The sequence below is a fragment of the Pseudomonas sp. HD57-3 genome, from assembly GCF_056113135.1.
Genome location: NZ_CM148568.1, coordinates 1,330,357 through 1,344,678 on the forward strand (window position 1 = coordinate 1,330,357; position 14,322 = coordinate 1,344,678).

Annotated in this window: 12 protein-coding genes; 8 read left to right on the forward strand and 4 right to left on the reverse strand. The window is 61.6% G+C overall.

Features of this window, described 5'->3' with window-relative positions:
* The first annotated feature begins 1 nt into the window (after position 1).
* The 3 genes from AC0R79_RS05890 to AC0R79_RS05900 all read left to right on the forward strand — a co-directional run bounded on the left by AC0R79_RS05890 (position 2) and on the right by AC0R79_RS05900 (position 4,184).
* Positions 2-568: an RNA polymerase sigma factor gene (locus tag AC0R79_RS05890; RefSeq protein ID WP_007957274.1), complete on the forward strand. Its 567-nt coding sequence runs from the start codon at positions 2-4 to the stop codon at positions 566-568.
* Positions 565-1,554, forward strand: coding sequence for a FecR family protein (locus AC0R79_RS05895; RefSeq protein WP_474733650.1), 990 nt, complete (start codon positions 565-567; stop codon positions 1,552-1,554). Before AC0R79_RS05890 ends, AC0R79_RS05895 begins: the two co-directional genes overlap by 4 nt.
* Positions 1,555-1,754: 200 nt before the next feature.
* Complete coding sequence (locus AC0R79_RS05900; RefSeq protein WP_474733651.1) at positions 1,755-4,184, forward strand: TonB-dependent siderophore receptor; 2,430 nt, start codon at positions 1,755-1,757, stop codon at positions 4,182-4,184.
* On the opposite strand, the gene AC0R79_RS05905 is transcribed toward AC0R79_RS05900, so the two are convergent.
* A complete protein-coding gene (locus AC0R79_RS05905; RefSeq protein WP_127796967.1) occupies positions 4,185-5,060 on the reverse strand; it encodes an AraC family transcriptional regulator in 876 nt (291 codons plus the stop codon). It lies immediately after the preceding gene.
* 139 nt (positions 5,061-5,199) lie between these two features.
* Between AC0R79_RS05905 and AC0R79_RS05910 the strand changes: the two genes are divergently transcribed.
* Positions 5,200-6,102 (forward strand): DMT family transporter, encoded by a 903-nt coding sequence (locus AC0R79_RS05910; protein ID WP_474733653.1) that lies wholly within the window; start codon positions 5,200-5,202, stop codon positions 6,100-6,102.
* Positions 6,103-6,121: 19 nt separating this feature from the next.
* On the opposite strand, the gene AC0R79_RS05915 is transcribed toward AC0R79_RS05910, so the two are convergent.
* The 3 genes from AC0R79_RS05915 to AC0R79_RS05925 form a co-directional block, all read right to left on the reverse strand.
* Positions 6,122-6,631 (reverse strand): DUF2165 family protein, encoded by a 510-nt coding sequence (locus tag AC0R79_RS05915; protein WP_127796969.1) that lies wholly within the window; start codon positions 6,629-6,631, stop codon positions 6,122-6,124.
* A 147-nt stretch (positions 6,632-6,778) separates the two neighbouring features.
* The gene (locus AC0R79_RS05920) at positions 6,779-7,753 is read right to left on the reverse strand and encodes a 2-hydroxyacid dehydrogenase (RefSeq protein WP_474733655.1); all 975 of its coding nucleotides are present in this window, start codon (positions 7,751-7,753) and stop codon (positions 6,779-6,781) included.
* 628 nt (positions 7,754-8,381) lie between these two features.
* Complete coding sequence (locus AC0R79_RS05925; protein ID WP_085608127.1) at positions 8,382-9,350, reverse strand: LysR family transcriptional regulator; 969 nt, start codon at positions 9,348-9,350, stop codon at positions 8,382-8,384.
* A gap of 182 nt (positions 9,351-9,532) precedes the next feature.
* On the opposite strand from AC0R79_RS05925, the gene AC0R79_RS05930 reads away from it, so the two are divergent.
* From AC0R79_RS05930 to AC0R79_RS05945, 4 genes are read left to right on the forward strand one after another with little or no spacing between them, the layout of a single operon-like run.
* Entirely contained in the window at positions 9,533-11,044 is a 1,512-nt protein-coding gene (locus AC0R79_RS05930) for an efflux transporter outer membrane subunit (RefSeq protein WP_474733658.1), read from the forward strand.
* Between the two features lie 10 nt (positions 11,045-11,054).
* Positions 11,055-13,247, forward strand: coding sequence for an FUSC family protein (locus AC0R79_RS05935; protein ID WP_474733660.1), 2,193 nt, complete (start codon positions 11,055-11,057; stop codon positions 13,245-13,247).
* A complete protein-coding gene (locus AC0R79_RS05940) occupies positions 13,237-13,437 on the forward strand; it encodes a DUF1656 domain-containing protein (protein WP_003221811.1) in 201 nt (66 codons plus the stop codon). Before AC0R79_RS05935 ends, AC0R79_RS05940 begins: the two co-directional genes overlap by 11 nt.
* A gap of 17 nt (positions 13,438-13,454) precedes the next feature.
* Entirely contained in the window at positions 13,455-14,318 is an 864-nt protein-coding gene (locus tag AC0R79_RS05945; RefSeq protein ID WP_096819130.1) for an efflux RND transporter periplasmic adaptor subunit, read from the forward strand.
* Positions 14,319-14,322 lie beyond the last annotated feature (4 nt).

Sequence of the window (14,322 nt, forward strand, 5' to 3'; positions counted from 1 at the left end):
CATGTTGATCGGCCATCCTCCCGAGCATCGCGACGGCGAACCCCATGGCGCCCGTGCGCATTTTCTCCAGGTGTTCCTGTCCCAGCGTTCGCAGATGGAAGCGCTGGTGAGCCGGCGCGTCGGTTGCCGGGCGACGGCGGCGGATCTGGTGCAGGATCTGTTTCTGCGATTCTGGCGTCGGCCGCTGGTGCAGGTCGAAGAACTCAGCACTTATCTGTTGCGCTGTGCCGGCAATATCGCCATCGATCATTTGCGCAGCGAAGGCGCGCGGGTGCGGGTCAACGAAGGCTGGCAACCGGACGAGCCGGACAGCAGCGCCAGCGAACCGCAGGCGGCGCTCGAAGCGGGCAACGATTTGCGCCATGTCGAAGCGGCGTTGCGCGCGCTGCCCGAGCGAACACGGCAGATCTTTTTGCTCAATCGCATCCACGGGCGCAAGTACGCCGAGATCGCCAAAGCCATGGGCCTGTCCCAAAGCGCCGTGGAAAAACATATGATGCGCGCCCTCGAGGCCTGCAAGGCCAGCCTGCGCGAACCCGCGCCACGCCTGCCAGGGAAAGCACCGTGAACAACACCGACCGCGTCATCCCGACGCCCGCTCAGGAACAGGCCGCTTTCGCCTGGCTGAGCCTGCTGCACGACCGCCCGAGCACCGGTGATCAACTGACGTTCAGTCAATGGCTGCACGCTGACCCGGCCCACGCCGAGGCCTACGCCCAGGCGCAAGTGGTGTGGGAATTGAGCGAAGGGCCGGCGCGTACTCTGGCCGATGAAGACGCGCTGGCGTTGCAGGGATTGCTCAATGCGATGGACCGGCCGCGTCGTCCACAGATCCGGCGTTGTGCCGGCGCGCTGGCCATGGCGGCCTCTCTGCTGTTGATGATCAGCCTCGGCAGCGGTTGGCAGCCGCAGCGCTGGATCGATGATCTGGGCGCTGATTACGTGTCGGCACCGGGCGAGATCCGCACCGTGACACTCGCCGATCAATCTCAGGTTACGCTGGACGCCGACAGCGCCATCGCCGTGGATTTCAGTCACGGCGAGCGGCATGTGCAATTGCGTCGCGGCGCAGGATTTTTCAGCGTGACTCACACGGGCGATCCCTTTGTGGTCGAGGCCGAGAAAGGCCAGGCGCGAGTGTTGGGCACTCAGTTCGAAGTGCGCCTGCAACCCTATGGCGCACAAGTCACTGTGCTGTCAGGGCGCGTTGGTGTGACGGCGGCGCGTGATGCCGAGCAGCAGATTCTCACCGCCGGCCAGCAAGTGGCGTACGGCGCAGGCACTGCGGAAAAATTCCACGCCGTGGACGGCGAAGCGCAACTGGCGTGGCGCCAGGGCTGGCTGACTTACTACAAGTCGACACTGGCCGATGTGGTGCAGGATCTGCGGCGTTATTACCCGGGACGGATCGTGTTGCTCAACGACGAACTGGGTGCGCGCAAGGTCAGCGGCAGCTTTCCGAGCAAGGATCCGCAAGCGGTTCTGAATTCGCTGCAAGGGGTGTTGGGATTCGAGCAGCATCAGGTGCTAGGACATCTGATAATTCTTCGCTGACCTCACTGGCCCTTTCGCGAGCAAGCTCGCTCCCACAGGTAGTGCATTCCAAGGTGGGAGCGAGCTTGCTAGCGAAGGCGTCGGCAGCGACAACGAAAATATTTTCAACTTTGTGGTGAGGTAAACCCGGACGCCATCCGTGTAGTGACTGAAACTGCGAGTCATTCGCATCCGTTGCGGTTCTACACAGGTCATGAGCAATGAAGTCCAGGGCAAAATCGGGTTCGGTCAAACAGTGGTTAGGCGTTTCGGCCTTGAGTTTTTCGGCATTGGCCCTGTTGCCGATGAGCGTGGCGCTGGCCGCTGAATCCGTCAGCAGTCAGCCACAAAAGCAGTTCAGTTTTTCCCTGGCCGCCAAGCCGTTGCCTCAGGCCCTGAGCGACTTCAGCCGCGTCACCGGGCAGAGCGTGGTCTACACCGATGAAGCGCCTTACGGCCTGACCGCACCTGCGATCAACGGCCAGATGAGTGCCGAGCAAGCGCTGCAACGTCTGCTCACCGGCTCCGGCCTGACCTTCCGCCGCACCGACAGCCACACCCTGGCGCTAGAACCGCAACCGACTGCAGGCGCTCTGAACCTCGGCGCGACCACCATCACTTCGGTGGTCAACCAGCCGATGAGTTACCAGCCACCGGAAACCAGTTCGGTGATGCGCTCTTCCGCTTCACTTCAGGAAATTCCCCAGACCGTCAACGTGATTCCGGCCCAGGTCATTCGCGATCAGGCACCGCGTAATCTCGATGATGCGCTGGCCAACGTCAGCGGTATCACCCAGGGCAACACCTTGGGCAGCACCCAGGATTCGGTGATGACCCGCGGCTTCGGCGACAACCGCAACGGCTCGATCATGCGCGACGGCATGCCGGTAGTGCAGGGCCGTGGCATGAACGCCACCGTGGATCGCGTCGAAGTGCTCAAGGGCCCGGCCTCGCTGCTCTACGGGATTCAGGACCCGGGCGGCGTGGTCAACATGGTCAGCAAGAAGCCTGAGCTGACCCAGTACAACGCGCTGACCCTGCGCGGCTCGACCTACGGCGACGGCAAGAATGGCAGCGGCGGTTCGTTCGACAGCACCGGTGCGCTGGGGGATTCCGGCCTCGCGTATCGCATGGTGCTGGACCATGAAGACGAAGATTACTGGCGCAATTTCGGCACTCATCGCGAAACCCTGATCGCGCCGTCGCTGGCCTGGTATGGCGAGCGCACCAAGCTGCTGTTCGCTTACGAGCACCGCGAATTCCTGACCCCATTCGATCGTGGAACCCTGATCGATCCTCGCACCAACCATCCGCTGGACATCTCGCGCAACGAGCGTCTCGACGAGAAATTCAACGACATGGAAGGGCGCTCGGATCTCTATCACTTCGAGGCCGACCACGAACTCAACGATGACTGGAAAGCCCATTTCGGCTACAGCTGGAACCGCGAAACCTACGATGCCAGCCAGGTCCGCGTAACCGCGATCGACACCAAAAAAGGCACCCTGACCCGCAGCATGGACGGCACCCAGGGCGCGATCAGCACCGACCGTTTCACCACCGCCAGCCTCGAAGGCAAGGTCAACGTGCTGGGCATGCAGCATGATCTGGTGTTCGGCGTCGACGACGAGTACCGCAAGATCTACCGCGCCGACCTGATCCGCCAGAAAAGCCTGAGCACCTTCAGCTACGTCAACCCGGTCTACGGCCGCGAAGTCGAAGGCACCACCGTCAGCCCGGCGGACAGTGCGCAGACCGACGAACTGCGCAGCGATTCGGTGTTCCTGCAGGACTCGATCCACCTCAATGACCAGTGGATTCTGGTGGCCGGCGGGCGCTTCCAGGAGTACGACCAGTACGCCGGCAAAGGCGTGCCGTTCAAGGCCAACACCGACAGCAACGGCCAGAAGTGGGTACCGCGCGCAGGTCTTGTGTATCGCTACACCGACGCGTTGTCGTTCTACGGCAGCTACACCGAATCGTTCAAACCCAACTCGACCATCGCCCCGCTCAGCGGCAGCAGCACCGTGCTCGACGGCAGCATCGCGCCGGAAGAAGCCAAGTCCTGGGAGCTGGGCGCACGCCTCGACATTCCGGGGCGTGTTACCGGCAACATCGCCCTGTTCGACATCAAGAAACGCAACGTGCTGGTGGCCAACGCCGAAGGCCCGACCACGATCTACAGCGCCGCCGGCGAAGTGCGTTCCCGTGGTCTGGAAGTCGATCTGACCGGCCAGCTCAGCGACCGCTGGAGCATGATCGGCAGCTACGCCTACACCGACGCCGAGGTCACGGAAGATCCGGACTACAAAGGCAACAAACTGCAAAACGTGGCGAAGAACACCGGCTCGCTGTCGGCGGTCTACGATTTCGGCAGCTTGATCGGCGGCGATCAACTTCGGGTCGGCGCCGGCGCGCGGTATGTCGGCGAACGAGCGGGCAACGCGGTGAATGATTTCGATCTGCCGAGCTACACCGTGGCCGATGCGTTTGCCACTTACGACACCAAGGTTGAAGGGCAGAAGGTCAAGTTCCAGCTCAACGTGAAGAACCTGTTCGACCGCACTTACTACACCTCGGCGGCGAGCCGCTTCTTCGTGTCGATGGGCGATTCGCGGCAAATTTCACTGTCGAGCACGCTGGAGTTCTGATCAGCGCAAAAACGCCTGGCGATATTCGCCGGGCGTTCCACCCAGCACCTGGCGAAAGCGGTTGGTGAAGTGGCTGGCACTGGCAAAACCGCACGCCAGGGCAATCTCGCCCAACGGCAACGCTGTCCCGCGCAACAACTCCCGCGCCCGGCTCAAACGCCGCGCCAGCACGTACTGATGTGGCGGCAAGCCGAAGCTCACCCGAAACATCCGCGCAAAGTGGTATTCCGACAACGCACACAACCCGGCCAGTTGCCCGAGGCTGATCGGCTCGGCCAGTTGGCTGTCGATGAATTCCACCAGTTGCCGGCGTTGATGCGGCGCCAGTCCACCCTTGAGACGCAGGCCCTGTCGCACGCCAACCTGGCTCAGCAAGGTATGACTGATCAATTCGTGAGCCAGGCTGCTGGTCAGCAAACGCTCACCGGGTTCGTCCCAGTTCAAGGTCAGCAACTGGCGAAACCGTCGGGCCTGTTGTGGATCTTCGAGAAAAGTCTGCTCGCGCAGCTGCATTTCCCGGGGCTCGCGATCCAGCAGCGTCACGCACCCCAGAGCAAATTGTTCAGCGCTGAAATACAAGTGAGCCAGGCGAATATCACCGTTGATGACCCAACCTGATTCGTGGTCGGCCGGCAGGATGCACAACTTGTCCGGGCCGCCCTTGTGGCCGGGTTCGCCACGGCGGAAGGTGCCGGTGCCGCCGGCGATGTAGCAGGAGAGGGTGTGATGGCTCGGCGCTTCGTATTCCTGGGCGTCGTGGTGATTGGTCCACAAAGCTGCAGACAAGCCGTCACCCAACTCGGCGCTGTGCACAAGGCGTGCATTGGGCGAATTGTTGAGGGCTTGAAAGACTTGCAGGGTATCGATGGCGGCCATGGTCGGTTCTCTTCAACGCCTTGCATCCTACTCCGTAGATTTCGTGCTGCCAGCCTGCGCGCCGACAAAAGCGCAAGTTTATGCAAGCGAGGGGCGAGGGCGCAGGCGGACACTGAAAACCAATCGAGGAGTGTCTGCCATGAACCTGTCGTTGTATTTGTTGACCGTGCTGATCTGGGGCACCACCTGGATCGCCCTTAAATGGCAATTGGGTGTGGTGGCGATTCCGGTGTCGATCGTCTATCGCTTCGGTCTCGCCGCGCTGGTGTTGTTTGCGTTGTTGCTGCTCAGCCGTCGCCTGCAACCGATGAACCGGCGCGGGCATTTGATCTGCGTGGCGCAGGGTTTGTGCCTGTTTTGCGTCAACTTCATGTGTTTCCTGACCGCCAGCCAATGGATTCCCAGCGGTCTGGTGGCGGTGGTGTTTTCCACCGCAACCTTGTGGAACGCGCTGAATGCGCGGGTGTTCTTTGGCCAACGCATCGCGCGCAATGTGCTGATGGGCGGGGCGCTGGGGCTGTCTGGCCTGGGCCTGTTGTTCTGGCCGGAGCTGGCCGGGCATCACGCCACTCCGCAAACCCTGCTCGGCCTTGGCCTGGCACTCTGCGGCACCCTGTGTTTCTCGGCGGGCAACATGCTCTCGAGCCTGCAACAGAAGGCCGGCCTCAAGCCGCTGACCACCAATGCGTGGGGCATGGCTTACGGTGCGGCGATGCTGTCGGTGTGGTGTCTGGTCAAAGGTATTCCGTTCGAGATGGAATGGACGTCACGCTACATCGGCGCGCTGCTGTATCTGGTGATTCCGGGGTCGGTGATCGGCTTCACCGCGTACCTGACGCTGGTCGGCCGCATGGGGCCGGAGCGCGCGGCTTATTGCACAGTGCTGTTCCCGGTGGTGGCGCTGAACGTTTCGGCCTTTGCCGAAGGCTATCAATGGACAGCGCCGGCGTTGGCGGGGCTGGTGCTGGTGATGCTGGGCAATGTGCTGGTGTTTCGTAAACCGAAGGCGCTAGTGCCGCCGGTACAAGGAAAGTTGGCGTGAGATAAACGAGCGCTGAACTTCAGCGCTCGACTTTCAATGTGATGTAGATCATCACCGGGAATATGAAGTCAACAATATGCCGTGACCAGTCCTTGGCATTCCAGGATTGAGAGGTGTCCATGTCAAACCATTCCACACCTACAGTTTGCAGACAGACGTAGTAGATGAATATCGCTGCCAGTATTCCCATGATCGAGAAACTTTTTGCCTCGTGAAATAACTCTGCCGAGGCGTTGATATTTCGATATAGCTGATAGGTGCCTATCAGGCATAGCACCGTATAGGTGACTTCCATCGTGATGATGAACCAGTAGATACGGTGGTGAATCATTGGCGAATCAATGGCTCGATACTTGATGCTTTCACTGCTGGTGGTCGTGTCCATGCTCAGGATGTGAGCAACGTAAGTGTAGTTGGAGTCATAGTCGGTGAAGTTATGGATCATCACCAGCACGCCAAAGAAACTGATGTAAGCCATTAATATAACTTTGCTGTAACGTATGATTTTGTCGGTCGTCAGTATGTTCAAGATTTAAGCTCTCCATAGCGTTTGTCGATAATTCGGCAGCCAGGGAGAGCTTATAATGCTGTTGTTTGAATGGGTTTGCTGTTCAATTTCAATTTGTGTATGGCGTAACTAACGGGCAAGTGCATTTCAGCACTTGCCCGTAATTTTTTATCCGCGCCAAACTTGTGGATTGACCAGATCCTGCGGGCGATCGCCGAGCAGGGCGCTGCGCAAATTGGCCAGTGCGCGGTTGGCCATGGCTTCACGGGTTTCATTCGTCGCCGAGCCGATGTGCGGCAAGGTCACTGCGTTTTTCAGCTGGAACAGCGGCGATTCGGCCAGCGGCTCCTTTTCGTAGACGTCGAGGCCGGCACCGCGAATCCGGTTGTTCTGCAACGCTTCGATCAAGGCCGGTTCGTCGACCACCGGGCCACGGGAGATGTTTACCAGAATCGCTTCGGGCTTCATCAGCGCCAGTTCGCGATGGCTGATCAAGTGGCGGGTCTTTTCGCTGAGCGGTACCACCAGGCAGACGAAGTCGGCTTCGGCCAGCAGTTGGTCAAGGCTGCGAAATTGCGCGCCGAGTTCCTGTTCCAGTGCGGTCTTGCGGCTGTTGCCGCTGTAGATAATCGGCATGTTGAAGCCCAAGCGTCCGCGACGGGCGACGGCGGCGCCGATGTTGCCCATGCCGACGATGCCCAGGGTCTTGCCGTGTACGTCGCAACCGAACAGTGGTGCGCCGACGCTGGCCTGCCATTGGCCGGCCTTGGTCCAGGCGTCCAGTTCGGCGACGCGGCGGGCGCTGCTCATGATGAGGGCGAAGGCCAGGTCAGCGGTGCCTTCGGTGAGGACGTCCGGGGTGTTGGTGAGCATGATCCCGCGTTCGTTGAAGTAGGCGAGGTCGTAGTTGTCGTAGCCGACGGAGACGCTGGAGACGACTTCAAGTTTTGCGGCGTTTTCCAGTTGGGCCTTGCCGAGTTTGCGACCGACGCCGATCAGGCCGTGGGCGTGGGGCAGGGCTTCGTTGAACTGGGCGTTGATGTCGCCGTTTTTCGGGTTGGGGACGATGACGTCGAAGTCCTGTTGCAGGCGTTCGATCATGGGGGGGGTGATGCGGCTGAAGGCCAGGACTGTTTTTTTCATTGGCATTTGGCTCGGGCTTGGCGGCTGGTGTATGCCAAGCAAGCTAACATTTTCTGTTTGGGGTTGTCTTGGCGGCCTCTGGGCCGACCAGGCTTTTGGGGTTTGGGTGTATATCCGTTTTTTCGAGTGTTGCGGCTGGCGGTTTCGCTCTTACAGCGAGTCACTTTTGCAGACGCCCAAAAGTAACCAAAACGCTGGGCCCCGGCGTTCGGCACCTCGCTTTGGCTCGGTGTTCCTTCGTTCCGGGATTCATCCGGGGGCATCGCCTACGGTTTGCTTCGCTGCACCTCCTCTCGATGCATGCGGCTGCGCCGCACGGTCGCTGCGCTCCCACCCCCGGATGAATCCCTCCACTCAGCCTTCCGATGGGGCCGGCACGTCAAGAGCGGTACTCGAGCTAACGCTCATTGTGTTGAGTGGTGGGGAGCGGACAGCGAACAGCAAAAAAACGGCTGCTTTTGATCGTTCCCACGCTCTGCGTGGGAATGCAGCCCGGGACGCTCTGCGTCCCAATTCGAGCTGCCAGTGACGATGGCATTCGCTGGCAAGTCCGTTCAGTCAGAGCGGCTTGGCGTGTGTTGGATGACGTTGTACTTCGACGCAATCCAGCACTCGCTTCACGCCAAATTCAATTCGCCACCCGCACCCCCGCCAGGCTCCCACTCATCTCATAAGCCGCCAGTTCCGCCTGATGCCCCGCCAATATCTCCGGCAACGACCCACGCAGGTATTCAACCCAGGTCTTGATCTTCGCATCCAGATACTGCCGCGACGGGTAGATCGCGTACAGGTTCAGTTCCTGCGAGCGGTAGTTGGGCATGACCCGTACCAGCGAGCCGTTGCGCAGGCCTTCAATCGCGGCGTACACCGGCAACACGCCCACACCCATCCCGCTGGTGATCGCGCTTTTCATCGCGTCGGCGGAGTTCACCAGGAAGGGGGAGCTGTTGATGGTGACCATTTCCTGGCCGTCAGGGCCGTCGAAGGCCCATTTTTCCAGGGGGATCACCGGGCTCACCAGGCGCAGGCAGGCGTGGTTCAGCAGGTCGCTGGGTTTTTGTGCGCAGCCGTTGGCTTTTACGTAGGCCGGGGAGGCGCAGACGATGCTGTAGGTGATGCCCAGGCGTTGCGAGACGAAGCCCGAGTCCGGCAGTTCGCGGGCGAGGACGATGGACACGTCGTAGCCTTCGTCGAGCAGGTCCGGCACGCGATTGGCCATGGTCAGGTCGAAGGTCACGTCCGGGTGGGTCTTGCGATAGCGGGCGATGGCGTCGATCACGAAGTGCTGGCCGATGCCGGTCATGGTGTGCACTTTCAACTGTCCGGCCGGGCGGGCGTGGGCCTCGCTGGCTTCGGCTTCGGCCTCTTCGACGTAGGCGAGGATCTGCTCGCAGCGCAGCAGGTAGCGCTTGCCGGCTTCGGTGAGGGCGATGCGCCGGGTCGTGCGGTTGAGCAAGCGGGTTTGCAGGTGGGCCTCAAGGTTGGAGACCGCGCGCGAGACGTTGGCGGTGGTGGTGTCGAGCTGCACGGCGGCGGCGGTGAAGCTGCCGGCTTCGGCCACACAACTGAAGGCGCGCATGTTTTGCAAAGTGTCCATGGGGTGCTCTCAAGGGAGATGGCAAATTGTGACACGAAGTTTCAGGGGCTGAGACCCCCGACCAAGGGATTATCTCGTTAACGGTAACAAAGATTCACAGGATTCCCAGCTTATCGCCGTAATGGCGCCCCCCTAGAATTGCGCCCACCTCGAAACATCTCCCACCTCAGGAATTCGCAGCAGTGCCGCGTCGCATCAACAGAGCGCTTTTGCCGCTCAGTGTTCTGGCTTTTTCGTTAGGTCTTGGCGGCTGCATCGGAACCGGAGGGATTGCCCCGCAGGGCAAGGCTCTGGAGGCCAATGAACTGGCCACCGACGAGGCCATCGCCCACGCCGCCCGTGACGCAAACTGGCCCACCGCCCAATGGTGGCAAGCCTACGGCGACCCGCAACTCAATCATTGGATCGACCTTGCCGTGCAAGGCAGCCCGACCATGGCCATGGCTGCCGCGCGAGTGCGTCAGGCCCGGTCCATGGCCGGTGTCGCCGAAGCCGCCGAGTCGTTGCAGATCAATGGCGAGTCGACCCTCAAGCGCCACAACTGGCCGACCGACCAGTTCTACGGCCCCGGTGAGCTGGCCAACAGCACCACCTGGGACAACAACGCCGCGCTGGGTTTCAGTTACGCCCTCGACCTCTGGGGTCGTGAAAGCAACAGCACCGAGCGGGCCGTCGATCTGGCGCACATGAGCGCTGCCGAGGCGCGTCAGGCGCAGCTCGAATTGCAGAACAACATCGTGCGCGCCTACATCGAGTTGTCGCTGCACTACGCCCAGCGCGACATCGTCGCGGCGACGCTCAAGCAGCAACAGCAGATTCTCGAACTGGCGCAGAAACGTCTGAACGGCGGGATCGGTACGCACTTCGAGGTCAGCCAGGCTGAAACTCCATTGCCGGAAACCCATCGGCAACTGGATGCGCTGGATGAAGAGATCGCCCTGAGCCGCAACCAGATCGCTGCATTGGCCGGCAAAGGCCCGGGCGCTGGTGCGCAATTGCAGCGACCGACCCTGTCCCTCGGCGCGGCACTCAAACTGCCGTCGGCATTGCCCGCCGAACTGCTCGGCCAGCGTCCGGACGTGGTCGCCAGTCGCTGGCAAGTGGCGGCGCAGGCGCGCGGGATTGAGGTCGCGCATGCCGGTTTCTACCCCAACGTCGATCTGGTTGGCAGCCTCGGCTACATGGCCACCGGCGGCGGGGCGCTGGAGTTTCTGACCGGCAAGAAGCTCAACTACAACGTCGGGCCGGCGATCTCGCTGCCGATCTTCGACGGCGGGCGGCTGCGTGCCGAACTCGGTGAAGCCTCGGCGGGTTACGACATCGCCGTCGCGCATTACAACCAGACCCTAGTCAATGCGCTGAAGAACATCTCGGATCAGTTGATCCGCCGCGAGTCGATGGACAAGCAGCAGACGTTCGCCGCCGAGTCGGTGGCTACCGCGCAGAAGACTTATGACATCGCGATGATTGCCTACCAGCGCGGCCTCACCGATTACCTCAACGTGCTCAACGCCCAGACTCTGCTGTTCAAGCAGCAGCAGGTCGAGCAGCAGGTGCAGGCGGCGCGCTTGAGTGCCCATGCGGAACTGGTGACGGCATTGGGTGGCGGACTTGGTGCGGGTAAAGACGTGCCGACTGCCGAACAGATCGCTGCACCGAAAACCCCGGCCCTTCTTCAAGCCCTCGACCACTGAGCAAGCCTTAATGACTCCCTTGCCCGCACCTTTGCGCTGGCTCTACTCCCTGGATTGGCGCCGGGGTTTCTTCGACTGGGCGCGCAGCGACGGCGTGACCTGGGTCTACATCTTCAAGGTGTTGATCGCCGCGTTCCTGACCCTGTGGCTGGCAATGCGCCTGGAACTGCCGCAACCGCGCACGGCGATGATCACCGTGTTCATCGTCATGCAGCCACAGAGCGGCCAGGTGTTCGCCAAGAGTTTCTATCGCTTCCTAGGCACCCTGGCCGGGTCGGCGATGATGGTTACGCTGATTTCATTGTTCGCCCAGAACACCGAACTGTTCCTCGGTTCGCTGGCGATCTGGGTCGGTATCTGCTCGGCCGGCGCCGCCCGTTGCCGCAACTTCCGCGCCTACGGTTTTGTGCTGGCCGGGTACACCGCCGCGATGGTCGGCCTGCCGGCGCTCGCACATCCTGACGGTGCGTTCATGGCGGCGGTGTGGCGGGTGCTGGAGATCTCGCTGGGGATTCTCTGCTCGACCCTGGTCAGCGCCGCGATCCTGCCGCAAACCGCCAGCGCCGCGATGCGCAACGCCTTGTATCAGCGCTTCGGTGTGTTCGCGTTGTTCGTCACCGATGGCCTGCGCGGGCGCAGCAAGCCGGAGTCGTTCGAGGCCAGCAACGTACGCTTCATCGCCGAAGCGGTGGGGCTGGAAGGGCTGCGCAGTGTGACCGTGTTCGAAGACCCACACATGCGTCGGCGCAACGGTCGGCTCAGTCGCCTGAACAGCGAGTTCATGGGCATCACCACCCGTTTCAACGCCTTGCACCAGTTGCTCGAACGCCTGCGTCGCAACGGCGCCGACCATGTGGAAGCCGCAATCAAACCGGGCCTGCAGGATCTGGCCGAAGTGCTCGACGGTTTCAGCGGACGCGCCCTGACCAGTCCGGATGCGGCGCGTCTGGTGCTGGCGCTCGCGGCGTACAAGGAAGGCTTGCCGGCGCGGGTGCGCAGCCTGCGGGCGATCTTCCAGGAGAGCGAGCCGAGCGACGCCGAACAATTGGATTTCCACACCGCATACGAGTTGCTCTATCGCTTCGTCGATGACTTGCACAGTTATGCACAGACCCATGCTTCGCTGGCCGATCACAGCCACGAACGCGAGCGCTGGGACGAGCCGTTCACCCCGCAGACCAGTTGGTGGGCGGCGGCAGCTTCGGGGATTCGTGCCGCATTCATTCTGGTCGTGCTCGGCAGTTATTGGGTCGCCACCGCGTGGCCGAGCGGCGCCACCATGACCCTGATCGCTGCCGCCACTGTTGGCCTGTCGGCGGCGACACCGAACCCGAAACGCATGGCCTTCCAGATGGCCTGCGGCACGTTCCTCGGGGCGTTGATCGGCTTCGTCGAAATGTTTTTCATCTTCCCGTGGATCGACGGTTTTCCGCTGCTGTGCGTGATGCTCGCGCCGGTGATCGTGCTTGGATCGTTCCTCGCTTCGCGGCCGCAATACGCCGGTGTCGGCCTCGGTCTGCTGATCTTTTTCAGCACCGGTTCGGTGCCGGACAACCTGACGATCTACAACCCCTACACCTTCATCAACGACTACATCGCCATGGTCATGGGCATGCTGGTCTGCGCGGCAGCGGGCGCGATCATTCTGCCGCCGAACAGTCGCTGGTTGTGGCAGCGCCTCGAGCAGGACCTGCGCGGGCAAGTGGTGTACGCGATCAGCGGCAAGCTCAAGGGCCTGGCATCAAGCTTCGAAAGCCGTACCCGCGACTTGATGCACCAGGCATACGGTCTGGCGGCCGGTCAGCCGCTGGTGCAGAAAAACCTGCTGCGCTGGATGTTCGTGGTGCTGGAAGTCGGCCACGCGATCATCGAGTTGCGCAAGGAGCAGGCGATCCTGCCGGTGCATCCGGCGTATGCCGAATCCCAGCCATGGCGTCAGGCGATCCGGGTCATGGGGCGCTCGCTGGTGCGGCTGTTCCTGCAACCGAATTCGAGCAATCTGGAACGCGCCCTGGTCGCGGTCGATCACGCGATCAGCCGTGTCGCCGCCACTGACGAGCCGTTCGCCCCGCACTTCGATACCTCGGCGCTGCGGCGGGTGAAAAGTTACCTGCACTTCATCCGCACCTCGCTGCTCGACCCGCAATCGCCCCTTGCTGCCTACGCCATCGCCAAGCCCGAAGGACTTGCCCATGCCTCGTGAAATCGCCTTCCACGGCGTGTACATGCCGACCATGACCCTGATGTTTTTCGTCGCTGCGGCACTGGCCTGGGCGCTGGACCGGTTCCTTTCAGGGTTCGATCTGTACCGCTTCTTCTGGCACCCGGCGCTGCTGCGCCTGAGCCTGTTTACCTGTCTGTTCGGCGCGATGGCGCTGACCGTCTACCGTTGAGTCTGAGAATTGTCCCGATGAAAAAGTTTTTCAGCCTGCTCGCGACCCTGCTGGTGCTGGCCCTGGCGTTGTGGATCGGCCGCACGTTGTGGGAGCACTACATGAACACCCCGTGGACCCGCGACGGCCGGGTGCGCGCCGACATCATCAACGTTGCGGCCGACGTCACCGGTGAAGTGGTGGATGTGCCGGTGCGCGACAACCAGTTGGTAAAAAAAGGTGATCTGCTGATGCAGATCGACCCCGAGCACTATCGCCTCGCGGTGAAACAGGCGCAGTCGCTGGTGGCTTCGCGCAAGGCCACGTGGGAGATGCGCAGGGTCAACGCCCATCGCCGCGCCGACATGGACGCATTGGTGATCTCCAAGGAAAACCGCGACGACGCCAGCAACATCGCCGACTCCGCACTGGCCGATTACCAACAGGCCCAGGCGCAACTGGAAGCCGCCGAACTCAACCTCAAACGTACCGAAGTGCGGGCGGCGGTGGACGGCTACGTGACCAACCTCAACGTCCATCGCGGCGATTACGCGCGCATCGGCGAAGCGAAAATGGCCGTGGTCGACATGAACTCGTTCTGGGTCTACGGCTTCTTCGAAGAAACCAAACTGCCCCACGTTCGTGTCGGCGATAAAGCCGACATGCAACTGATGAGCGGCGAAGTTCTGAAGGGCCACGTGGAGAGCATTTCCCGCGGCATCTACGACCGCGACAACCCGGAAAGCCGCGAGCTGATTGCCGATGTGAACCCGACCTTCAACTGGGTGCGGCTGGCCCAGCGAGTGCCGGTGCGGATACACATCGATGAAGTGCCTGAAGGTGTATTGCTGGCAGCGGGGATTACCTGCACCGTTGTTGTGAAGCAGGACGCTGTCGAGTAATCCG

Excerpts from the sequence above, each read along its gene's own strand:
- AC0R79_RS05945 (WP_096819130.1), top strand. The coding sequence starts at position 13,455 with ATGAAAAAGTTTTTCAGCCTGCTCGCGACCCTGCTGGTGCTGGCCCTG.
- AC0R79_RS05910 (WP_474733653.1), top strand. The coding sequence starts at position 5,200 with ATGAACCTGTCGTTGTATTTGTTGACCGTGCTGATCTGGGGCACCACC.
- AC0R79_RS05900 (WP_474733651.1), top strand. The coding sequence starts at position 1,755 with ATGAAGTCCAGGGCAAAATCGGGTTCGGTCAAACAGTGGTTAGGCGTT.
- AC0R79_RS05890 (WP_007957274.1), top strand. The coding sequence starts at position 2 with ATGTTGATCGGCCATCCTCCCGAGCATCGCGACGGCGAACCCCATGGC.
- AC0R79_RS05925 (WP_085608127.1), bottom strand. The coding sequence starts at position 9,350 with ATGGACACTTTGCAAAACATGCGCGCCTTCAGTTGTGTGGCCGAAGCC.
- AC0R79_RS05935 (WP_474733660.1), top strand. The coding sequence starts at position 11,055 with ATGACTCCCTTGCCCGCACCTTTGCGCTGGCTCTACTCCCTGGATTGG.
- AC0R79_RS05940 (WP_003221811.1), top strand. The coding sequence starts at position 13,237 with ATGCCTCGTGAAATCGCCTTCCACGGCGTGTACATGCCGACCATGACC.
- AC0R79_RS05905 (WP_127796967.1), bottom strand. The coding sequence starts at position 5,060 with ATGGCCGCCATCGATACCCTGCAAGTCTTTCAAGCCCTCAACAATTCG.
- AC0R79_RS05920 (WP_474733655.1), bottom strand. The coding sequence starts at position 7,753 with ATGAAAAAAACAGTCCTGGCCTTCAGCCGCATCACCCCCCCCATGATC.